The following is a 20,420-nucleotide window of genomic DNA, read 5'->3' as shown; positions in this document are numbered from 1 at the left end:
CGGCCCCAGTTCCTGGACCACCGGTCTCCCCGACTACAGTGATTGCTCAACTGCCGGGTGCTGCCCGGAGATCCGCTCTAATCAGAGGTTACGCGTTGACCCCGCATGTGTTGGAAGCGCCTTGACGCTGCTGACGAACAAGCAAACGATGGCCCCGCCGGGAACCGCCGAGACGGCCGCCGCCGCCACGACCACCCGTACCCTCGGGACGGTCATCAAGGCGTACGTGGCGCTCACCAAGCCCCGGATCATCGAGCTGCTCCTGATCACGACCCTGCCGGTGATGTTCCTCGCGGCGCGGGGTCTTCCTCCGCTGTGGACGGCCACGGCGACGATGGTCTTCGGCACCCTCTCCGCGGGCAGCGCGAACGTCCTGAACTGCTACATCGACAGGGACATCGACAAGACCATGCGGCGCACGCGCCGCAGGCCGCTGGCCAAGGCCGACGTCACCCCGCAGGGGGCGCTCGTCTTCGGCATCGTCCTCGGCGTCCTGTCCACCCTCGGCCTCGGCCTCACGGTGAACTGGGTGGCCGCGGGGCTCTCGCTGGCCGCGATCCTGTTCTACGTCTTCGTCTACTCGATGATCCTCAAGCGGCGGACGTCGCAGAACATCGTGTGGGGCGGCATCGCGGGCTGCATGCCGGTGCTGATCGGCTGGGCCGGGATCACCGGCGGCCTGTCCTGGGCGCCCCTGGTGCTGTTCGGCGTCGTCTTCTTCTGGACGCCCCCGCACACGTGGACCCTCGCCATGCGTTACCGCGAGGACTACGCCGCGGCCCATGTCCCGATGTTGCCCGTCGTGGCCACCGAACGCCAGGTCGTGCGGCAGACCATCGCCTACACCTGGGCGACCGTGCTGTGCTCGCTGCTGCTGTGGCCTGTGGCGAAGACCACCCTGATCTATCCGGCGGTGGCCCTCGTCCTCGGCGCCGGGTGCCTGTGGGAGGTCTACCGCCTGCTCGGCCGGCTCAACGCCGGCAAGACGGGCGTCGACCTGCGGCCGATGCGGTTCTTCCACTGGTCGAACATCTACCTGGCACTGCTCTTCCTCGCGGTCGCGGTCGACGCGCTCTTCGTCTGACCGTCCGCTCGGTACGGCTCAGCCGTACACGTCGGTGACGTTGTCCCTCGGGGCCGGTTCGAGCTCTCCGGCGGGGCCGCGAGCGAAGGACCGCAGCAGGTTCTCCGTCACCGTCGTGACGAAACACCGGGTGCGCCCGTCGATTCCGTGGGCCACCGGGCTGTCGCGCGTTCCGGCCATCAGCGCCTCGGCCCACCGCATCGTCCCCGAGGCGAACACCCCGGCCCCGCTCGGCGCCGTGTAATAGGCCGAGTCGGCGTGACTCGGCCTCCTGCCGCACATCAGGGGCGAGTGGGCGAGGATCTCCAGCGGCCGCGGGGTCGGCACGCTCGGGTTCACCCGGTCGTACTCCACCCCCACCAGGTGGGGGAAGGAGTCGCCGTACGCGACTCCCGTACCCGCGAAGACCCAGTGATGGGGCGCGGTGACCACATAGGGCGCGTCGGCCGGGAAGCCGTCGTAGTAGACGCCGACGAGTGACGACTCGGGATCGGGCATCGGCTCGGCCCGGAAGTCCGCCGTCACCAGGTCAGGCCGGGTGCCGTACACGGGATCGAGGCCCGCGTCGGTCTTGTAGCAGACCACCCGGCGGCCGTTCCCCTCCAGGCGGACGCGGCGGTAGCAGGTGTTGGCCCCGAGGAACGCGAGGTTCGTGCCGGCGTCCCTGGCGGCGGTGACGCGACGGCGCGCCTCAGGCGTCCAGTACTCGTCGTGGCCCAGGAAGAAGACCGCCCTGGCGCCGTCGAGGGCCCGGTCACGGCCGAGATCGAGCCCGGTGGTGTACGCGAGGTCCACGCCGAGCCGCTCGGCCAGTGCCACGACCGCGCGTTCGTGGATGAGGAACTTCTCCATGCCCGTGACGTCGTACGGCCGGTCGAAGCTGACGGCCAGCGAACGGGTGTCGTATCCGCCGCCCGCACCGAGATAGAGGCTGTAGCCGCCCCAGGCGTTGTAGGCCTGCCAGGTGGCGGCGGCATGGACCAGCACGGTCTTCCCGGCGGTGCTCGCCGATCGGACGACCAGCGGGACGTATCGCTGGGACCCTCCGGCGGCGTCGAGGCGGAGCAGGTAGGCGCCCTCGGGCCAGCCGTCCGTGGGCACCGTGGCCGACCGCGGCCATCCGGTGGTGACGGTCCGGGTGGCCGGGTCCAGCCCGGCGGGAGTGTGGGCCCGCCCGCGAACCCATCCGGAACTCCAGATCTTCCGTGCGAGGGCGCCGCCGTACCAGCCCATGCGGTAGGCCGTGACGCGGAAGCCGTCGGTGACGGTCGACACATGCAGGCCGACCGGCTCGCCGGGGAGCACGCTGACCTTGTCGCAATAGCCGTCGACGGCGCCCGCGAGGCCGTACGAGGTCAGGCGCCAGCCGGGGTCCCCGGGAAGGAGCCGCTCGGGCAGGGGCGGCGGCGAGAGAGGCACAGGAGGCGGCGAGAGAAGCGGAGGCGGGCCGGCCGGGGGCGGCGTGAGGGCGGCGGGCTCCCGCGATCCCGCGCACCCGCCGATGGATCCCGCGACGGCCGCGGCGCCGGCCACGCGAAGGAAACGGCGCCGGCCCAGGCCGTCCTGAGATGGCTCGTCCATCATCCTCACCTGCTCGAAGCCGACATCGCGCTGGCGAAAATATCGCGGGCCCCCGCGATGGAGGCCGTGCGTGAGGTCTGGTGCCCGCCTGTTTCGTGGAAAGGCCTGGCTTTCCGGTCCGAAGGCCCGCGGGCTCGGCCGGTGCGGCGGTCTGCCGGGGGCCGGAGGGGACAGGACGTGCGTGTTCGGTTACAGTCGCGGAATGGCGAGCCTTGATCCCCGCGCGGTGCTGAAGGACCGCCCGTCGGCAGGCCTGATCATCGGCCTGGTCATCGCGGGGATCTGTGCCCTGGTGTCGTTCTCCTTCGACATCCTGAACGGCGATCCGGTCCAGTTCACCCTCGCGCTCGGGCTGGCCGTCGCGCCCGTCCCGCTGCTGCTCGCGGGCGTGCTCGCCCTCGACCGGATGGAGCCGGAACCGCGCACCACTCTGATCTTCGCGTTCGCGTGGGGGGCGGGGATCGCCGTCCTGCTCGCCGGCATCCTCAACTCGCTCAACCTGCTCGCTTTAGAGCGGACGCTCGGGGACCCGACCAGCGCGCGGAACCTGGTCGCCACGTTCGGCGCGCCGCCGGTCGAGGAGACGCTGAAAGGCCTGGTGCTGCTGGGGCTGCTGCGGTTCCGGCGGCAGGAACTGGACGGGCCGACCGACGGCATCATCTACGCGAGCATGGTCGGCCTCGGCTTCGCGATGTCGGAGAACGTCAGCTACTACCTCGCCGCGCTGGACCAGAACGGCCCCGAGGGGCTCGCCGCCACCGTGGTGCTGCGCGGGGTGCTCTCCCCGTTCGCGCATCCCCTGTTCACGTCCCTGATCGGCATCTCGGTGGCGTACGCGGCCAACCGCAGGGGAGCGCCCGCGACCATCATGATCATCGCGGGCTGGATCGGGGCCATGGCCCTGCACGGCATCTGGAACGGCTTCGCCTCCTTCGGCGGTTTCGGCGGGCTCGCGATCGCGTACCTGATCCTCATGGTCATCCTGGTGATCGAGATCACGGTGATCGTCAGGGACAGGAAGCGCATCGTCGGCCTGATCCACCACTACCTGCCGCCGTACGAGCGCAACGGCCTGGTCAACCAGGCCGACATCTACATGTTGTCGTCGCTGCGGCGCCGCAGGCACGCCCGCACCTGGGCCAAGGCACTCGGCGGCAAGGCCGGCGCCCGGGCCATGAGCGACTACCAGCTCGCCGCCACCGAGCTCGGCCTGCTCCACGAGCGCGCCGCCCGCGGCGGCGTCGGCGAGGAGTCCTTCCGGGGCACCCAGCGCTCGCTCGCCGACCTGATGGCCTACGCCCGCCTGTCCTTCCCGATGCCCGAACGGCACCAGGCCCGCGCGGCGAAGGGGGTGCCGCCGCCCGGGTACGCGCCCGGGGCCCCCAATTCAGGCCACCCGCCGCGGATCCCCGGCTACGGACCAGGCGGCTTCCCGCCCGGTGGTCCCGGGCAGGGATACGGCCCTCCCGGTTACGGGCCGGGCGGTCACCCCTCGGGTCCGCCCGGATACGACCCCGGCGGCTACCCGCCGGGCTCCTCCGCCGGCGCCGGATAGCCTCCGTGGATCCCTTGACGCGGTCAGCCCGCGAGCGCGTCGTCCAGGGTGGTCTCGCGGGGACCGAGGAACTGCGGGGAGGAGTTCAGGACCACGCTGTTCAGCAGCGCCTTGGCCGCCGCGGGGATCTCCCTGGCGGCGTACACGGCCGTCTCCACCGGCCAGTCGTGGCTCGAGTCGTCGCCCACGCCGAACGTCTCCAGCCCCGCCGTACGGCACAGCGCCACGGCCCGGGGGAGATGGAACTCCTGTGTCACCACGATGAGGCGGGTCGCACCGAAGATCTTGTTGGCCCGGACGCAGGAGTCCCAGGTGTCGAAACCGGCATAGTCGAGGGCGATCTTCGTGACCGGTATTCCATGGCCGATGAGGTAATCGCGCATCACGGTCGGCTCGTCGTACCCGGCCCGGCTGTTGTCGCCTGACACGAGGATCGCCCTGATCTTGCCGGCCTGGTAGAGCCGGGCCGCCAGATCCAGCCGGGTCCGGAGCATCGGCGTGGGCCGGTCGCCGCCGATGCCCGCGCCGAGCACGAGCGCCGCGGGCATCACGGGCACCGAGTCGATCCAGTCCGTGTCAGGCCGCGCGACCACCCGATGGGGCGCGCTCTCCAGCCAGGCCCAGGTGATCGGCACCAGGGGGAGCACGCTCAGCAGGACGAGGATCTGGAAGGCCGTTCGCTGTGTCGCGCGTGACCACGGGGGGCGCGGCAGGCGGATCATGCGCGGCGGATCAGGCGTTGGCGGTGTGGGGGAGGGCCCGGTCGGGTGCGGGCGCGCCCAGCGCACCGCGTGATCGCATCAGGAACACCACCCGCAGGGTCGCGATCCACACCAGGGTCGCGCCGAGAACGTGCAGGCCCACGATGAAGGCGGGGACGGCGAGGAAGTACTGCACGTAGCCGATCACGCCCTGGGCCAGTTCCACGCCGAGCAGCACCAGCGCCCCGCGTCTCGCCCGGCCGGGCGAGTCGGTCACGTGGAGCGCGAACAGCAGCGCGAAGGTCAGCCCGACCACGATCCAGACGACGTCGGTGTGCAGCCGCACCACGCTCTCGATGTCGAAGCCGAACCGCGAGGCCGCCTGGTCGCCGGAGTGCGGTCCGGTGCCCGTGACCACGACGCCCACGATGATCAGGACGAAGACCGCGGCGGTGAGGAAGAAGCCCAGCGTCCTGATGTCCCGGTGGACCAGCCGATGGGGCGGGGCGTCGCCCTCCCCGGACCGCGCGTACAAGGTGAAGGCCGCGGCGATCATGCCGACCGACAGGAGGAAGTGCACGCTGACCGTCACCGGGTTGAGCAGGGTGCGGACCACCAGGCCGCCCCACAGCGCCTGCGCGACGACCCCGATCGGCTGGAGCGCGGCCAGCCGTACCAGGACGCGGCGGCCCTCCCCGTGGCCGGCCCGCGCGAGCCGTACGGCGGCGATCAGGCAGGCGACCGCGACGGCCAGGACCAGGAAGGTGAGCAGGCGGTTGCCGAACTCGATGGCCATGTTGACCGGGGAGTGCGAGTCATGCGGAGCCGGGACGAAGCTGTCCGGGGTGCACCGCGGCCAGGTGGGGCAGCCGAGGCCGGATCCGGTCAGCCGTACGGCGGCGCCCGTGACGGTGATGCCCGCGTTGACCACGACCGCCGCCAGGGCCCACAACCGCATCGTGGCGGGGGTGGAGAACCAGAACGAGCGATAGAAGGCGATCGCATGGGGGCGAAGCCGGTCAACTAGGCGGGTCACGGCAATCATCGTAGGCGGAGGCAGGGGTGGTGTCCCCTTCGACCCTGATCCTCCTATAGCAAGGTGATCTGAATCGCTTTCGTGTTACGCCAGCGAGTCAGGACCGGATCCGGGTGGCGCCGATGGACGCCACGACGACGCAGCCGATGGCGGCCCACTCGTGCAACTGGAGCACCTCGCCGAGGACGAAGAGCCCGACCAGTGCGGCGACGGCGGGCTCCAGGCTCATCAGGATCCCGAAGACCTGCTTGGGCATCCGCCGGAGCGCCTCGAGTTCCAGCGAGTAGGGGATGACCGACGACAGCAGTCCGACGCCCGCGCCGATGAGAAGGATCTCGGGATCGAGCAGGCCGCTGCCGCCCGAGACGACGCCGACGGGCGTGACGAGGATCGTGGACACGATCATGGCGAAGGAGAGCCCGCTGGCGCCGGGGAACCGGGCGCCGGTCGCGGCGGACAGCACGATGTAGGCGGCCCAGAACACGCCCGCGAGCGCGCCGAAGCCGATTCCGGCCCAGTTCGCCCCGTCTCCCTGGCTCCAGGGGGCGAGCAGGATCACACCCGCGGCGGCCAGGACCACCCAGATCAGGTCGAGCCGGCGGCGGGAGGAGACCACGGCGAGGGTGAGGGGCCCGATGAACTCGATGGCCACCGCGATCCCGATGGGCAGGCGCGCCAGCGCCTCGTAGAACGAGAGGTTCATCAGACCGAGGCTGATGCCGAAGCCGATGCCGACCGTGAGGTCGCGTCGTGTCAGCCCGCGCACCTTGGGCCGGACCACGGCGACGAGGATGATCGCGCCGGTGGCGATCCGGAGGAACACCACCGCGGAGGGGGGAAGCTGGGCGAACAGGTTCTTGGCCAGTCCGGCCCCGACCTGGACGGAAAGGATCGCCAGGAGGACGAGCCCGGGCGGCGGGATCGCGTCGGACGCCGCTCGCAGCGCGTTGCCCGCCCGCATCCTGTACGGCTCAGCGCCCCCGGACAGGGAATCAGCGGTCATGCGGGCAACTCCCGGAGCCAGGAACGATCTACCGCCCAAAACTGGACAACCAGCACTATGCCAGACCACCGATCCGGCACCCCGCCCCACCCAGCCATGATCATCCACCACCCCCGGGCGTGATCATGCACCAGCCCTGGGCGTGATCATGCACAGGTTCGGAAAGACGCGCCCTGACCTGCACGCATCCCCAGCGTGATCATGCACACGTTCGGTCGCAGCAGGCCCGACCTGCGCGTACGGCATGCGTGATCATGCACGGGTTCGGGGAAACGTGCCCCGACCTGGGCGGAAACCCGGCGTGATCATGCGCGGGAGTGGTTATTCCCAGCGGAACGTACGGGCCGCCAGCCCCAGGCCGGCCACGGTCCAGCAGGCAAGCACGATCACAGGTCCCGTGGGGAAACCCGCGCCGTTCTCCAGCACCGAGCGCATGCCGTCCGTGAGAGCCGTGATCGGGAGCAGTTCCAGCACCGGCCGGACGCTGTCAGGGAACTTGGTCAGCGGGAACACGACGCCCCCGAGCCCGAGCAGCAGGAGGTACACCAGGTTCGCCCCCGCCAGCGTGGCCTCGGCCCGCAGCGTCCCCGCCATGAGCAGGCCGAGCCCGCTGAAGGCCGCCGTCCCGAGCAGGACCAGCAGCACCACCCACAGCGGGTCACCCTGAGGCGACCATCCCAGAGCCAGGGCGACGGCCCCGATCACCACGACCTGCACGATCTCGACCGCGATGACCGCGCAGGTCTTGGCCAGCAGCAGCCCCGTCCTGGACAGGGGAGTCGCTCCGAGCCGCTTCAGCACGCCGTACCGCCGCTCGAAGCCGGTCGCGATGGCCTGCCCGGTGAACGCGGTGGACATCACGGCGAGCGCCAGGATCCCGGGGGTGACGAAGCCGATCCGCGACCCGCTGACGTCGATCAGCGCCGCCTGGGAGAACCCCACCAGAAGCAGGATGGGGATGATCATCGTGAGCAGCAGCTGCTCGCCGTTGCGGAGCATGGCCCGGGCCTCGGCGCCCGCCTGAGCGAGGACCATCCGGGGCAGCGGCGCCGCTCCGGGCCGTGGGCTGAAGTCGAGCGTCGTCATCAGGTCGTCCCACCAGTCATCAGGTCACTCCGCCGGCTCATCGGGCCACTCCGCCGGTCGTCCGGCCGTACTCGGCGCATCCGGCCCCTCCGCAGGTCCTCGGGGCCTCCGCCAGTCGTCTGGCCGTACCGCCGGCTCATCCGCCGGCTCCGCGGGTCATCCGGCCGTACCGGCGGCTCGTCAGTCCGCGCCGCCGGCTCATGCGGCCGCTCCGTCAGCCGAAGGCGTACGCGGCGGGAGAGGCCGGGACCGGTCATCGCAGCTCCCTGCCGGTCAGCTCGAGGAAGACGTCCTCCAGCGTGCGGCGTTCGATGCTCAGGTCCTCGGCGGTGACGCCCTCTGTGGCGCACCAGGCGGTGACCGTCGCCAGCAGCTGCGGGCCGACCTGGCCCTCGATGATGTAGTGGCCCGCGGGCGACTCCTTGGCCGCGCTGCCGGGCGGCAGCGCGCTGAGCAGCTCGTCGAGGTTGAGGCCGGGACGCGCGCGGAAGCGGAGCTGGCGCTCGGCGCCGGTCAGCGTCTCAGGGCTCCCCTCGGCGACGACCCGCCCGTGGTCGATGACCACCACGTGGTCGGAGAGCTTCTCCGCCTCGTCCATGTGATGGGTGGTCAGCACCACGGAGACGCCCGCGTCGCGAAGCCCCGTCACCACGTCCCAGCAGGCGTGCCGCGCCTGAGGGTCGAGTCCGGCCGTCGGCTCGTCGAGGAAGACCAGCTCCGGCCGCCCGATGACGGCCGCCGCGAGCGAGAGCCGCTGTTGTTGCCCGCCTGAGAGCCGCCGGTACGGCGTGCGCGCGTGCTCGGTGAGGCCCAGAAGATCGAGGAGCGCCCCGGGATCGAGAGGATGGGCGTAGAAACGGGACACCACGCGAAGCCATTCGCCGGCACGCGCGGCAGGGGGGACGCCCCCCGCCTGCGGCATCACGCCGAGACGTGGCCGGAGAGAGGCGTCGGCCGGATCGAGTCCCAGGACCCGAACGGTTCCCGCGTCGAGACGGCGGTAGCCCTCGCAGATCTCAATGGTGGAGGTCTTCCCCGCCCCGTTGGGGCCCAGGATCGCCGTCACCTCGCCGCGTCCGCAGGTCATGGTCAGGCCGTCCACGGCGGTCGTCCGCCCGTACCGCTTGATCAGCCCACTGATCTCGACGGCTGCTCCGGCGCCCGAGGCGCTGCCACCCGCCCGCACGTCACGGGCCTCCCCTCAGCGAGATGAACCATCGGGGCCGTCCGGGAACCGGTCCGCCCTCACTGGTCGTCGATTCGAACCGGCCTGCCGATTCCCATCGAGTCTAGGGAGCAAGACGGTCGGTCCGGCCGGGGGATGGCCGTCCCGCGGCCGAAACCCGGCCGAAGGCTGAGGTGCCACCGGTGAACATCCGCCCCATCGTCATCGCGTACCGCCCCGCCAGATGATCTGCGGGCGGGCTTTCCGGCACGGCTCCACAGTACGTCTTCGCAGGTTAGGTAAGCCTTACCTGCGTGAGAAATTGCATTCTTCTTGTCTTCCCCTTGGTTTGTCGTCCGGGAAGGAATTACGGCACACTGATGTTGTGAAATACGTGCCTGCGAGGACGAACACCGAGGAGACCGCCATGCCGCGGCCTTCCGTGGTGCCCTCAGCGCGTACGCAGCCCCATACTTCCACCCCCGACGCGCCCCAGGCCGACGTGGGGCAGGGAAACCCCGTCCATCTCGGGCCCGGTGTGTCCGCCCAGATCACGGCCGAGCGTGGCACGCGCGCCCGGGTCGCGAGGCTGATCCTGGAGCACGGTCCGGTGTCCGCGGCGGCCCTGGGCGAGAGGCTCGGCCTCACGCCCGCGGCGGTCCGCCGCCACCTCGACGCGCTGCTCGGCGACGGCATGATCGACTCCCGTACGGCACGGCCGCGCGGCCAGCGGGGCCGCGGCAGGCCGGCCAAGCTGTTCGCGATCACCGACGCCGGCCGCAGCGCCTTCGTGCACGCCTACGACGACCTGGCCGGGAGCGCCCTGCGCTTCCTGGCCGAGCGGCTGGGCGACGAGGCGGTGTCGGAGTTCGCGCAGGCGCAGGTCTCCGGTCTGGTCAGCAGGCTCGAGCAGCTCATGCGTGAGGTCCCCGCCGACCAGCGGGTCCGCGTGCTGGCCGAGGCGCTGTCCGCCGAGGGCTACGCCGCGTCGTCCACGAAGACGGGGCAGGGCGGGGAACAGCTCTGCCAGCACCACTGCCCGGTGGCGCACGTCGCCGCCGCGTTCCCCCAGCTGTGCGAGGCCGAGACGGAGGCCTTCGGGCAACTGCTCGGCACGCCGGTGCAACGACTGGCCACCATCGCGAACGGCGACGGGGTCTGCACCACCCATGTGAGTTCCCACGCGCTGGCCGCACGGCAGGCGCCGACCCAGATATCGAGCACATCGACGAGCAAGGAGTCCGGCAGGTGACTGTCACCGACCGCCCGGAGCTGGAAGGCCTCGGGAATTACAAGTTCGGCTGGGCCGACTCGGACGCGGCAGGCGCCGCGGCCCGGCGTGGCCTGTCTGAAGAGGTCGTCCGAGACATCTCCGCGCTCAAGAACGAGCCGGAGTGGATGCTCGACCTGCGCCTCAAGGGCCTTCGGCTGTTCAGGAAGAAGCCCATGCCCACGTGGGGCTCTGACCTCACGGGCATCGACTTCGACAACATCAAGTACTTCGTGCGCTCGACCGAGAAGCAGGCCGCTTCCTGGGACGAGCTGCCCGCCGACATCAAGAGCACCTACGACAAGCTCGGCATCCCGGAGGCGGAGAAGCAGCGCCTGATCGCCGGAGTCGCCGCGCAGTACGAGTCCGAGGTCGTCTATCACAAGATCCGTGAGGACCTCGAGGAGAAGGGTGTCATCTTCGTCGACACCGACACGGGCCTCAAGGAGCACGAGGAGCTCTTCAAGGAGTACTTCGGCTCGGTCATCCCGGTGGGCGACAACAAGTTCGCCTCGCTGAACACCGCGACCTGGTCGGGCGGCTCGTTCATCTACGTGCCGCCGAACGTGAACGTCGAGATCCCGCTCCAGGCCTACTTCCGGATCAACACCGAGAACATGGGGCAGTTCGAGCGGACCCTGATCATCGTGGACGAGAACTCCTACGTCCACTACGTCGAGGGCTGCACCGCGCCGATCTACTCGTCCGACTCGCTGCACTCGGCGGTCGTCGAGATCATCGTGAAGAAGGGCGCCCGCTGCCGTTACACGACCATCCAGAACTGGTCGAACAACGTCTACAACCTGGTCACCAAGCGCGCCGTGGCGTACGAGGGCGCGACCATGGAGTGGATCGACGGCAACATCGGCTCCAAGGTCACGATGAAGTACCCGGCGGTCTACCTCATGGGCGAGCACGCCAAGGGCGAGACCTTGTCGGTCGCCTTCGCCGGTGAGGGCCAGCACCAGGACGCGGGCGCCAAGATGGTGCACCTCGCGCCCAAGACCTCCTCGACGATCATCTCCAAGTCCGTCGCGCGCGGCGGCGGCCGGACGTCCTACCGCGGTCTCGTGCAGATCGAGGAGGGCGCGGCCGGATCGGCGTCGACCGTCAAGTGCGACGCCCTGCTCGTCGACCAGATCAGCCGGTCCGACACCTACCCGTACGTCGACGTCCGTGAGGACGACGTGTCGATGGGCCACGAGGCCACGGTCTCGAAGGTGTCGGAGGACCAGCTGTTCTACCTGATGAGCCGCGGCATGAACGAGGACGAGGCGATGGCGATGATCGTCCGCGGGTTCGTCGAGCCGATCGCCCGCGAGCTCCCGATGGAGTACGCGCTCGAGCTGAACCGCCTCATCGAGCTGCAGATGGAAGGAGCCGTCGGCTGATGGGTCTCGAAACGAAGCCGCTGTCGACGCTGCACGAGCGTTCGTCGTACAACGTGGCCGACTTCGACGTGCCGACCGGCCGTGAGGAGGAGTGGCGGTTCACCCCGCTCTCCCGCCTCAAGGGCCTGCACAACGGCACGGCGGCCGCCTCGGGCACCGTCGACGTCACCGTCGACGCCGCCCCCGAGGTGACCGTCGAGACCGTGGGGCGCGACGACGCCCGGATCGGCAAGGCGTACGTGCCCGCCGACCGGATCAGCGCGCAGGCGTACGCGTCGTTCGAGAAGGCGACGGTCCTCACCGTCCCGCGCGAGGCCGTGGCCTCGCGGCCGTCGGTGATCACCCTCCGCGGCTCCGGCGACGGCGCGGCGTACGGCCACATCGTGGTGAAGGTGGAGGCCATGGCGGAGGCCGTCGTGGTCCTCGATCACGGTGGCAGCGCGGTGTACGCCGACAACGTCGAGTTCGTCGTCGGCGACGGCGCGACGCTGAAGGTCGTCAGCCTGCAGGACTGGGACGACGACGCCGTCCACGTCTCGCACCACCACGCCCAGCTCGCCAAGGACGCGACGTTCCGGTCGTTCGTGGTGACCCTCGGAGGCGACGTCGTACGGCTGTCGCCCTCGGTGTCGTACACCGCTCCCGGCGGCGACGCCGACCTGACCGGTCTCTACTTCGTGGACGCCGGGCAGCACCTCGAGCACCGCCTCCTCGTGGAGCACACGGTGCCGAACTGCCGCAGCAACGTGACCTACAAGGGCGCGCTGCAGGGCGAGGACGCCCACGCGGTCTGGATCGGCGACGTGATCATCCGGGCGGAGGCCGAGGGCACCGACACCTACGAGCTCAACCGGAACCTCATCCTCACCGACGGCGCCCGCGCCGACTCGGTGCCCAACCTGGAGATCCTCACCGGCGAGGTCGCCGGCGCCGGCCACGCGTCGGCCTCCGGCCGCCTCGACGACGAGCAGGTCTTCTACCTGCAGGCGCGGGGCATCCCGTTCGATGAGGCGCGCCGCCTGGTCATCCACGGATTCTTCGCCCAGCTTCTCGAGAAGATCGAGGTCGAGGAGATCCGCGAGCGCGTCCTCGCCGCCGTCGAGGCGGAGCTGGCGCGATGACCGGCGCACGAGCAGACGCCGACGCCGTTTACGGCGAGCGCTGGGAGAAGGTCTGCCAGGCCGGCGACATCCCCGACGAGGGTGCCATCGGCGTGGAGGTCGACGGGGTCCCGGTCGCGCTCGCGCGCACCGGTGACGAGGTCTTCGCCCTGCACGACGTCTGCTCGCACGCCGAGGTCAAGCTCAGCGAGGGAGAGGTCTACGACCACACCCTCGAATGCTGGCTGCACGGCTCCTGCTTCGACCTGCGGACCGGAAAGCCCACCGGCCCTCCGGCCACCAAGCCCGTGAACGTCTACCGAGTCAAGATCGAAGGCGACGACGTGTACGTCTCGCTCTCGAAGGAGTAATCAAGTGCCCACCCTTGAGATTCGTGACCTGCATGTCGCCGTCGGCGACAAGGAGATCCTGCGCGGCGTCGACCTGACCGTCCGCTCGGGAGAGACCCACGCCATCATGGGGCCCAACGGCTCCGGCAAGTCGACCCTCGCCTACGCGCTCGCCGGTCATCCGAAATACACCATCACGTCCGGAACGGTCCTGCTCGACGGTGAGGACCTGCTCGAGATGAAGGTCGACGAGCGTGCCCGGGCCGGGCTGTTCCTGGCCATGCAGTACCCCGTCGAGGTGCCGGGCGTCAGCGTGTCGAACTTCCTGCGCTCCGCGATCACCGCGGTCCGCGGCGAGGCGCCCAAGCTGCGCGAGTTCGCCAAGGACCTGAAGGCGGGCATGGACGCGCTGTCCATCGACCCCGCGTTCGCCCAGCGCAACACCAACGAGGGTTTCTCCGGCGGTGAGAAGAAGCGCCACGAGATCCTCCAGCTCGAGCTGCTCAAGCCGAAGATCGCCATCCTCGACGAGACCGACTCCGGCCTCGACGTCGACGCCCTGCGCGTCGTCTCCGAGGGCATCAACCGGTTCCGCGGTCTCGACGCGTCCGGTGCGGACACCGGCTCCGGCGTCGACACCGGCGTGCTGCTGATCACCCACTACACCCGCATCCTGCGCTACGTGAAGCCGGACTTCGTCCACGTCTTCGCCGCCGGCCGGATCGTCGAGGAGGGTGGTCCCGAGCTGGCCGAGAAGCTGGAGAACGAGGGCTACGAGGCGTACACGAAGGCGTCGGCCTGATGACCAGCGCGGCGCCTTTCGACGTGGAGAGGATCAGGAAGGACTTCCCGATCCTGTCCCGCGAGCTGCCCGGCGGCCGCCCGCTGGTCTATCTCGACTCCGGCAACTCCTCGCAGAAGCCCACGCTGGTGATCGAGACCATGCGTGAGCACCTGGCACAGCACTACGGCAACGTCGGCCGCGCCCTGCACGCCCTGGGCAGCGAGTCCACCGAGGCGTACGAAGGCGCCCGGGACAAGATCGCCGCTTTCATCGGAGCGCCGTCGCGCGACGAGGTGATCTTCACCAAGAACGCCTCCGAGAGCATCAACCTCGTGGCGTACGCCTTCGGCAACCCGATCAACACCGACGAACGGTTCAAGGTCGGTCCCGGCGACGAGATCGTCATCAGCGAGATGGAGCACCACTCCAACATCGTGCCGTGGCAGCTGCTCGCGCAGCGCACCGGCGCGACGCTGCGCTGGTTCCCCGTCACCGACGAGGGCCGTCTCGACATCGAGGGTCTCAACGAGCTGGTCAACGAGCGGACGAAGATCGTCTCGATCGTGCACCAGTCGAACGTGCTGGGCACGGTCAACTCGGAGTCGCCCATCCTGGCCAGGGTCCGCGAGGTCGGCGCGCTGATGATGCTCGACGCCTCGCAGTCGGTGCCGCATCAGGCGGTCGACGTGGCCGAGCTCGGTGTCGACTTCGTGGCCTTCACCGGGCACAAGATGGTCGGCCCCTCCGGGATCGGCGTCCTGTGGGGACGCAGGGAACTGCTCGACGCCATGCCGCCGTTCCTGGGCGGGGGCGAGATGATCGAGGCGGTCTGGATGGACCACTCGACCTACGCGCCTGTGCCGCACAAGTTCGAGGCCGGGACGCCGCCGATCGTGGAGGCCGTCGGCCTCGGCGCGGCGGTGGACTACCTCACCTCTGTCGGCATGGAGGAGATCAAGCAGCACGAGAAGGAGCTCACCGGCTACGCGCTCGACGCGTTGCAGGAGGTCAACGGGCTCAGGATCATCGGTCCTCGCACCGTGGTCGCCCGCGGCGGCACGGTCTCGTTCACGATGGAGGGGATCCACCCGCACGATGTCGGGCAGATCCTCGACGACGTGTACGGCATCGCGGTCCGGGTAGGCCATCACTGCGCCCGCCCGCTGCATCTCCGGTTCGGAATTCCAGCGACCACGCGGGCGTCTTTCTACCTGTACAACACGACGGCCGAGATCGACGCACTGGTCCGCGGCCTCCACCACGTGCAGAAGGTGTTCGGCTAGAACCATGATCGCTGAATCCATGTACCAGGAGCTGATCCTGGAGCACTATAAGCACCCTCAGGGCAGGGGGCTGCGTGAGCCGTACGACGCGGAAGTCCACCACGTGAACCCGACCTGTGGTGACGAGGTCACCATGCGGGTCAAGCTGGGCGACGGCGGCAAGGTGCTCGACGTGTCCTACGACGGTCAGGGCTGTTCGATCAGCCAGGCCGCGGCGTCGGTGCTGCACGAGCTGGCCACGGGGTCGACCGTGCACGAGTCCCTGTCGGTGGTCGACGAGTTCACCCGGCTGATGCAGGGCCGGGGCCAGGTCGAGGCCGACGAGGACGTGCTCGGCGACGCGGTGGCCTTCGCCGGCGTGGCGAAGTTCCCCGCCCGCGTCAAGTGCGCCCTGCTGGCCTGGATGGCCTACAAGGACGCCCTGGTGAGGAGCCAGGCATGACCTGCCGTACCGCCGCCGGCGGCGTCACCCGATCCGGGTGGCACGTGGGCGCGTGCGTTCCCCGAGGTGTTCCCCAAGGTAGTGAAGGCGGTGGCCCGGCACGGGGTGCGGGGGAGCCGCGAGGTGAGGAGACGACGTGAGCAAGCCGACAGAGACGCCGACGAGCCCGGCTCCGGCGTACGACGGGGAGACCTCCCCTGACGACGTCATGGAGGCGCTGAGGGACGTCGTCGACCCCGAACTCGGGATCAACGTCGTCGACCTCGGCCTGATCTACGGGCTGAACCTCGACGCCGCGGGTGAAGGTCAGCGTCCGGTCGCGACGATCGACATGACGTTGACGAGCGCGGCCTGCCCGCTGACCGACGTCATCGAGGACCAGGCGAACTCGGCCCTGGCCGACCTGGTCTCCGGCGTCGTGATCAACTGGGTGTGGCTGCCGCCGTGGGGCCCCGACAAGATCACCGACGATGGCCGTGACCAGCTGCGCATGCTGGGGTTCAACGTCTGACGTCCGTCCGGCCGTCCGGTGCACGCCGGACGGCCCGGCGGGATCCCGGAAATCCGCGTGTCCCCAGAGGCTTCCGGGAATGATGTAAGCTAGTGAGCAGTTGATGCTTTTCTGATGGTTTCGTTACTTTCCTGGGCTGCTTGCCCGATGTGGCGGAACCCGGTGTCCGTGAAGTCCTTTCGTGAGGACCGATACATCTGCGGGGACACCGGCATCACTGATGATCGCGAGTCGGCCGTGTTCGGGTAGACTCGCGGAAAGATCAGCGTTGGATCACCAGACGCGACGACCGCGTGACGCTGCTGAACGGCACGAGACCCTACGTGCCAAGGACTGATGACCGGAAGAGCCGGACGTCAAGTCCGCCCGGGAGAAACTCCCGGAGTTCCGCCGAGTGGGAGTCGCTCCCTCACGTCCTGAACGAGGTACGGCACCGCCGTACTAGCCCTGGCTCGTCCTTTCGCAGAAGTGACGCGCCCCCGTGTTCCGACACGTCACCTTCGATGAAAGGCACGATTTCGTGACCATGCTCGACCCCGGCCTGCCCGAGATCACCGACGCCGCGGAGGCGGAGGTCACCCGAGCCGACTTCGCTCAGCTCGGGTTGCCCAAGCCGCTCGTGGCGGGGCTGGCCCGTCAGGGCATCACCGCGCCCTTCCCCATTCAGAGCGCGGCCATCCCCGACATCCTCGACGGGCGCGACGTCCTCGGCCGCGGCCAGACCGGCTCCGGCAAGACGCTGGCCTTCGGCCTTCCCACCATGGCCAGGATCGCCGGTGAGCGGGCGCTCCCGAGGCGCCCCCGCGCCATCGTCCTGGTCCCCACCCGCGAGCTGGCCCTCCAGGTGGCTGACGCGCTCGAACCGCTCGGCCGCGGCCTGTCGCTGCGCGTCAAGACGGTCGTGGGCGGGATGTCCATGGGCAGGCAGATCGAGGCGCTGCGCCGCGGCGTCGAGATCGTCGTCGCCACGCCCGGACGGCTGACCGACCTCATGGAGCAGGGAGAGTGCTCCCTGGAGGACATCGAGATCAGCGTCCTCGACGAGGCCGACCACATGTGCGACCTCGGCTTCTACCCCGTGGTGAGCTCGATCCTCGCCAAGACGCCCGCCAACGGCCAGCGACTGCTGTTCTCCGCCACGCTGGACGGCGACGTCGACAAGCTCGTGCGGGCGTTCCTCACCGACCCGATCACGCACTCCCTCGACCCGGCGACCTCGTCGGTCGAGACCATGGAGCACCACCTCGTCCAGGTCCACCGTGACGACAAGGTCGACGTGACGGCCGAGATCGCCAACCGCGACGGCCGGACCATCCTGTTCGTCCGCACCCAGCACGGCGTCGACCGGGTCGTGAAGCAACTGGCGCGCGTCGGCGTCCGGGCCGGCGGCCTGCACGGCGGCAAGCGGCAGAACCAGCGCACCCGGATCCTCGGCGAGTTCCGCGAGGGCAACATCAAGGTGCTGGTCTGCACCGACGTCGCCGCCCGCGGCATCCACGTGGACGACGTCAGCCTCGTCCTCCACGTCGACCCGCCGGCCGACCACAAGAGCTACCTGCACCGCGGCGGCCGTACGGCCCGGGCGGGCGAGCGGGGCAGCGTCCTGACGCTGGTCATGCCGAACGAGCGCCGTTCGACCGAGCAGATGGCCCGCCGGGCGGGCATCAACGCGTCCCGGCACCGGGTCACGCCCGGCGACCCCGTGCTCGCCGACATCGCCGGCGCCCGCCGGCCCAGTGGCGAGTCGATCCCCGTGTGGGAGCCGGACGTGCGCAAGCCCCTGCGGCCCAAGGGCGACCACGCCGGCGGCGAGCGTCGGCGTGGTCGATTCGGCGACCGCCGCGACCGGGACGGCCGTCCCGGCGAGGCCAGGCCGGCCCGACGGCGCGACGAGTCGGCCGGCGGCGTGGGCGAGGCCCGCGGCCGGTTCCGGGACAGGCCGTCGGAGGGTCGCGGAGAGCGGCCCGCCACCGAGCGGCGCGACGACCGGCCCGCCGAGCGTCGTGACGATTCCCGGGGCGAGCGTGGCGGGTTCCGCGGGGACCGTCAGGGTGACAACCGCGGGTTCCAGGGAGACAGGCGCCGTGGCCCGGCCACCGGTGACGCCCGTGGTGACTCCCGCGCCCGTTACCAGGGCGAGCGGCCCAGGTCGACGGAGGGCCCCGCCCCCCGTTCCGACCGCCGTCCTCCTCGCCGTGACCACGCCCAGGCCCCCCGCTAACCCCCCTCGCTTCGGCGTGATCATGCACAAGTTCGGAAATCGGGTCGCTGAGCTGGCCCGATTCCGATCGTGATCATGCACAGGTTCGGAAGACGAAGGCCTGAGCTGCCCGTTCTTGATTCGTGATCATGCACGGATTCTTGTGACTGGGTTCTGATCTGCGGTTTTGCCTAACGTGATCATGCACGCGCAGCGCGCGTACATGATCACGTTTTGCATTTCCGCTGGTCGTACGGCAGATGGCCGAAGGTGTGCATGATCACGGTTCGAGTTTTCCCTGGCTGGACGGCATTCTCACGAACGTGTGCATGATCACGGGCGGGGTTGGGGCAGGTCGGGGGGCAAGATTCCGAAAGTGTGCATGATCACGGCGGGGGGGTGGGGGGGTGCGGCGCGCCTCGGGCGTGACTGACCTCGATGCGTCCATGCGGCGGATACCCTGGACAGGCACGCCCGACGATCCGAGAGAGATCATGAAGACGTTCGAAGAGCTGTACGCCGAGCTGGCAGAGAAGGCGCGAACCCGGCCCCCGGGGTCGGGGACCGTCGCCGCCCTGGACGCCGGTGTCCATGCCATCGGCAAGAAGATCGTGGAGGAGGCCGCCGAGAGCTGGATGGCGGCCGAGCACGAGTCGGCCGACCGGGCTGCCGAGGAGATCTCGCAGCTGCTCTATCACGTCCAGGTCCTCATGCTGGCGCGTGGGATCGGGCTCGACCAGGTCTACAAGCATCTGTAGCCGCGTGATCGCGGCCGCCTGCTCCTGACCTGGTCCATCCCGATTCCGAAAGGCCTCACGCCATGCTGCGTCTAGCCGTACCGAACAAGGGCGCGCTCACCGATGCCGCCCAGACCATGCTGAAAGAGGCCGGATACCGGCCGCGCAGAGACTCCAAGGAACTCGTGGTCGTCGACCCCGAGAACTCCATCGAGCTGTTCTTCCTGCGTCCTCGTGACATCGCCGTCTACGTCGGCGAGGGCACCCTCGACGCCGGCATCACCGGCCGTGACATGTTGTTCGATTCCGGTGCCCCGGCCGAGGAGGTCGTGCCACTGGGCTTCGGCCGGTCGACGTTCCGTTTCGCCTCGACTCCCGCGACCTACACCAGCGTCAACGACCTGTCCGGGCTGCGGATCGCCACGTCGTACGCCGGCCTGCTGGGCAAGTACCTCGCCGACCAGGGCATCGACGCCCGGGTGATCAAGCTGGACGGCGCCGTGGAGACCGCGATCCGGCTGGGCGTCGCCGACGCGGTCGCCGATGTGGTGGAGACGGGCACCACGCTGCGCAACGTCGGTCTGGAGGTCTTCGGCGAGCCGATCGCCCACTCCGAGGCCATCGTGATCAAGCAGTCCGGCGCGGCGGAGACGAACGGCTTCCAGCAGCTGATCCGGCGTCTGCAGGGCGTGCTCGTGGCCCGCGACTACGTAATGATCGACTATGACATCCGGGCCGAGCGGATCGACGAGGCCATCGCGATCACGCCCGGCATGGAGGGCCCGACGGTCTCCCCGCTCCACCGTGAGGGCTGGGTCGCCGTCCGCGCCATGATCCCGCGCAAGGGCCACCAGCAGGTGATGGACCAGCTCTGGGAGATCGGAGCCAAGGCCATCCTGATCACCGCCATCTTCGCCGCGCGGCTCTAGCCCGCAAGCCGAGGCACGAGTGTCACATCTGCTGCTCCTGAGCGCGATCGTGGCTGACGGGATCGACCGGGCCTCGGTGGAGCGGATCGCCGCCGAGGACCCGTTCGTCCTGGCCGGGTGGCGGAATACGCCATCGGCGCGATCGTGGCTCACGGAATCGACCGGGCTCATCGCCGGCCACGCCTGACTCCAGCCGGCGTGGGGCCGGGAGG

At 69.7% G+C, this 20,420-nt stretch carries 20 protein-coding genes; 14 read left to right on the top strand and 6 right to left on the bottom strand.

Features of this window, described 5'->3' with window-relative positions:
- Positions 1-121: 121 nt before the first annotated feature.
- Complete coding sequence (locus tag Psi02_RS22220) at positions 122-1,084, top strand: heme o synthase (protein ID WP_373317655.1); 963 nt, start codon at positions 122-124, stop codon at positions 1,082-1,084.
- An 18-nt stretch (positions 1,085-1,102) separates the two neighbouring features.
- Here the strand turns inward: Psi02_RS22220 and Psi02_RS22215 are convergent, their stop codons facing one another.
- Positions 1,103-2,665, bottom strand: coding sequence for a N,N-dimethylformamidase beta subunit family domain-containing protein (locus tag Psi02_RS22215; protein ID WP_203977111.1), 1,563 nt, complete (start codon positions 2,663-2,665; stop codon positions 1,103-1,105).
- Positions 2,666-2,867: 202 nt separating this feature from the next.
- Here Psi02_RS22215 and Psi02_RS22210 point away from each other — a divergent pair, with 202 nt between their 5' ends.
- Positions 2,868-4,220: a PrsW family intramembrane metalloprotease gene (locus Psi02_RS22210; RefSeq protein WP_203977110.1), complete on the top strand. Its 1,353-nt coding sequence runs from the start codon at positions 2,868-2,870 to the stop codon at positions 4,218-4,220.
- A 23-nt stretch (positions 4,221-4,243) separates the two neighbouring features.
- On the opposite strand, the gene Psi02_RS22205 is transcribed toward Psi02_RS22210, so the two are convergent.
- From Psi02_RS22205 to Psi02_RS22185, 5 genes are all read right to left on the bottom strand, one after another.
- Positions 4,244-4,942: a SanA/YdcF family protein gene (locus Psi02_RS22205; RefSeq protein WP_203977108.1), complete on the bottom strand. Its 699-nt coding sequence runs from the start codon at positions 4,940-4,942 to the stop codon at positions 4,244-4,246.
- Between the two features lie 10 nt (positions 4,943-4,952).
- Entirely contained in the window at positions 4,953-5,957 is a 1,005-nt protein-coding gene (locus Psi02_RS22200; RefSeq protein WP_373317654.1) for a COX15/CtaA family protein, read from the bottom strand.
- 97 nt (positions 5,958-6,054) lie between these two features.
- Positions 6,055-6,960 carry an EamA family transporter gene (locus tag Psi02_RS22195; protein ID WP_203977104.1) on the bottom strand — a complete coding sequence of 302 codons (906 nt, stop codon included), beginning with the start codon at positions 6,958-6,960 and terminating at the stop codon, positions 6,055-6,057.
- 321 nt (positions 6,961-7,281) lie between these two features.
- Positions 7,282-8,046, bottom strand: a complete 765-nt coding sequence (locus tag Psi02_RS22190; protein WP_203977102.1) for an ABC transporter permease — start codon at positions 8,044-8,046, stop codon at positions 7,282-7,284.
- A 253-nt stretch (positions 8,047-8,299) separates the two neighbouring features.
- The gene (locus tag Psi02_RS22185) at positions 8,300-9,232 is read right to left on the bottom strand and encodes an ABC transporter ATP-binding protein (RefSeq protein WP_203977100.1); all 933 of its coding nucleotides are present in this window, start codon (positions 9,230-9,232) and stop codon (positions 8,300-8,302) included.
- Positions 9,233-9,638: 406 nt separating this feature from the next.
- On the opposite strand from Psi02_RS22185, the gene Psi02_RS22180 reads away from it, so the two are divergent.
- The 12 genes from Psi02_RS22180 (at position 9,639) to Psi02_RS22125 (ending at position 20,395) form a co-directional block, all read left to right on the top strand.
- Positions 9,639-10,463, top strand: coding sequence for a helix-turn-helix transcriptional regulator (locus Psi02_RS22180; RefSeq protein WP_203977098.1), 825 nt, complete (start codon positions 9,639-9,641; stop codon positions 10,461-10,463).
- Entirely contained in the window at positions 10,460-11,872 is a 1,413-nt protein-coding gene (sufB, locus tag Psi02_RS22175) for a Fe-S cluster assembly protein SufB (RefSeq protein ID WP_203955976.1), read from the top strand. The genes Psi02_RS22180 and sufB overlap by 4 nt, the downstream gene beginning before the upstream one ends.
- The gene (gene sufD / locus Psi02_RS22170) at positions 11,872-12,993 is read left to right on the top strand and encodes a Fe-S cluster assembly protein SufD (RefSeq protein WP_203977096.1); all 1,122 of its coding nucleotides are present in this window, start codon (positions 11,872-11,874) and stop codon (positions 12,991-12,993) included. Before sufB ends, sufD begins: the two co-directional genes overlap by 1 nt.
- The gene (locus Psi02_RS22165) at positions 12,990-13,343 is read left to right on the top strand and encodes a non-heme iron oxygenase ferredoxin subunit (RefSeq protein ID WP_203977094.1); all 354 of its coding nucleotides are present in this window, start codon (positions 12,990-12,992) and stop codon (positions 13,341-13,343) included. Before sufD ends, Psi02_RS22165 begins: the two co-directional genes overlap by 4 nt.
- A 4-nt stretch (positions 13,344-13,347) precedes the next feature.
- Positions 13,348-14,124 (top strand): Fe-S cluster assembly ATPase SufC, encoded by a 777-nt coding sequence (sufC, locus tag Psi02_RS22160; RefSeq protein ID WP_203955979.1) that lies wholly within the window; start codon positions 13,348-13,350, stop codon positions 14,122-14,124.
- Complete coding sequence (locus Psi02_RS22155; protein WP_203977093.1) at positions 14,124-15,389, top strand: cysteine desulfurase; 1,266 nt, start codon at positions 14,124-14,126, stop codon at positions 15,387-15,389. The genes sufC and Psi02_RS22155 overlap by 1 nt, the downstream gene beginning before the upstream one ends.
- A gap of 4 nt (positions 15,390-15,393) precedes the next feature.
- Positions 15,394-15,831 carry a Fe-S cluster assembly sulfur transfer protein SufU gene (gene sufU / locus Psi02_RS22150; protein WP_203955981.1) on the top strand — a complete coding sequence of 146 codons (438 nt, stop codon included), beginning with the start codon at positions 15,394-15,396 and terminating at the stop codon, positions 15,829-15,831.
- Positions 15,832-15,967: 136 nt separating this feature from the next.
- Positions 15,968-16,342: a metal-sulfur cluster assembly factor gene (locus tag Psi02_RS22145; protein ID WP_239095063.1), complete on the top strand. Its 375-nt coding sequence runs from the start codon at positions 15,968-15,970 to the stop codon at positions 16,340-16,342.
- Positions 16,343-16,868: 526 nt separating this feature from the next.
- Positions 16,869-18,563 (top strand): DEAD/DEAH box helicase, encoded by a 1,695-nt coding sequence (locus Psi02_RS22140; protein ID WP_203977164.1) that lies wholly within the window; start codon positions 16,869-16,871, stop codon positions 18,561-18,563.
- Between the two features lie 473 nt (positions 18,564-19,036).
- The gene (locus tag Psi02_RS22135; protein ID WP_203886168.1) at positions 19,037-19,300 is read left to right on the top strand and encodes a phosphoribosyl-ATP diphosphatase; all 264 of its coding nucleotides are present in this window, start codon (positions 19,037-19,039) and stop codon (positions 19,298-19,300) included.
- Positions 19,301-19,362: 62 nt separating this feature from the next.
- Positions 19,363-20,208: an ATP phosphoribosyltransferase gene (hisG, locus tag Psi02_RS22130; protein WP_203977091.1), complete on the top strand. Its 846-nt coding sequence runs from the start codon at positions 19,363-19,365 to the stop codon at positions 20,206-20,208.
- A gap of 19 nt (positions 20,209-20,227) precedes the next feature.
- Positions 20,228-20,395, top strand: a complete 168-nt coding sequence (locus tag Psi02_RS22125; RefSeq protein ID WP_203977089.1) for a YciI family protein — start codon at positions 20,228-20,230, stop codon at positions 20,393-20,395.
- Positions 20,396-20,420 lie beyond the last annotated feature (25 nt).

The sequence above is a fragment of the Planotetraspora silvatica genome, assembly GCF_016863315.1.
GTDB classification, from domain to species: domain Bacteria; phylum Actinomycetota; class Actinomycetes; order Streptosporangiales; family Streptosporangiaceae; genus Planotetraspora; species Planotetraspora silvatica.
The sequence above is the reverse complement of the archived record's forward strand: the minus strand, read 5'-3'. Positions and strand labels throughout refer to the sequence as shown.

Excerpts from the sequence above, each read along its gene's own strand:
- Psi02_RS22195 (WP_203977104.1), bottom strand. The coding sequence starts at position 6,960 with ATGACCGCTGATTCCCTGTCCGGGGGCGCTGAGCCGTACAGGATGCGG.
- Psi02_RS22215 (WP_203977111.1), bottom strand. The coding sequence starts at position 2,665 with ATGGACGAGCCATCTCAGGACGGCCTGGGCCGGCGCCGTTTCCTTCGC.
- Psi02_RS22205 (WP_203977108.1), bottom strand. The coding sequence starts at position 4,942 with ATGATCCGCCTGCCGCGCCCCCCGTGGTCACGCGCGACACAGCGAACG.
- Psi02_RS22210 (WP_203977110.1), top strand. The coding sequence starts at position 2,868 with ATGGCGAGCCTTGATCCCCGCGCGGTGCTGAAGGACCGCCCGTCGGCA.
- Psi02_RS22155 (WP_203977093.1), top strand. The coding sequence starts at position 14,124 with ATGACCAGCGCGGCGCCTTTCGACGTGGAGAGGATCAGGAAGGACTTC.
- Psi02_RS22165 (WP_203977094.1), top strand. The coding sequence starts at position 12,990 with ATGACCGGCGCACGAGCAGACGCCGACGCCGTTTACGGCGAGCGCTGG.
- hisG (WP_203977091.1), top strand. The coding sequence starts at position 19,363 with ATGCTGCGTCTAGCCGTACCGAACAAGGGCGCGCTCACCGATGCCGCC.
- Psi02_RS22180 (WP_203977098.1), top strand. The coding sequence starts at position 9,639 with ATGCCGCGGCCTTCCGTGGTGCCCTCAGCGCGTACGCAGCCCCATACT.
- Psi02_RS22190 (WP_203977102.1), bottom strand. The coding sequence starts at position 8,046 with ATGACGACGCTCGACTTCAGCCCACGGCCCGGAGCGGCGCCGCTGCCC.
- sufU (WP_203955981.1), top strand. The coding sequence starts at position 15,394 with ATGATCGCTGAATCCATGTACCAGGAGCTGATCCTGGAGCACTATAAG.
- Psi02_RS22140 (WP_203977164.1), top strand. The coding sequence starts at position 16,869 with ATGCTCGACCCCGGCCTGCCCGAGATCACCGACGCCGCGGAGGCGGAG.
- Psi02_RS22135 (WP_203886168.1), top strand. The coding sequence starts at position 19,037 with ATGAAGACGTTCGAAGAGCTGTACGCCGAGCTGGCAGAGAAGGCGCGA.
- sufD (WP_203977096.1), top strand. The coding sequence starts at position 11,872 with ATGGGTCTCGAAACGAAGCCGCTGTCGACGCTGCACGAGCGTTCGTCG.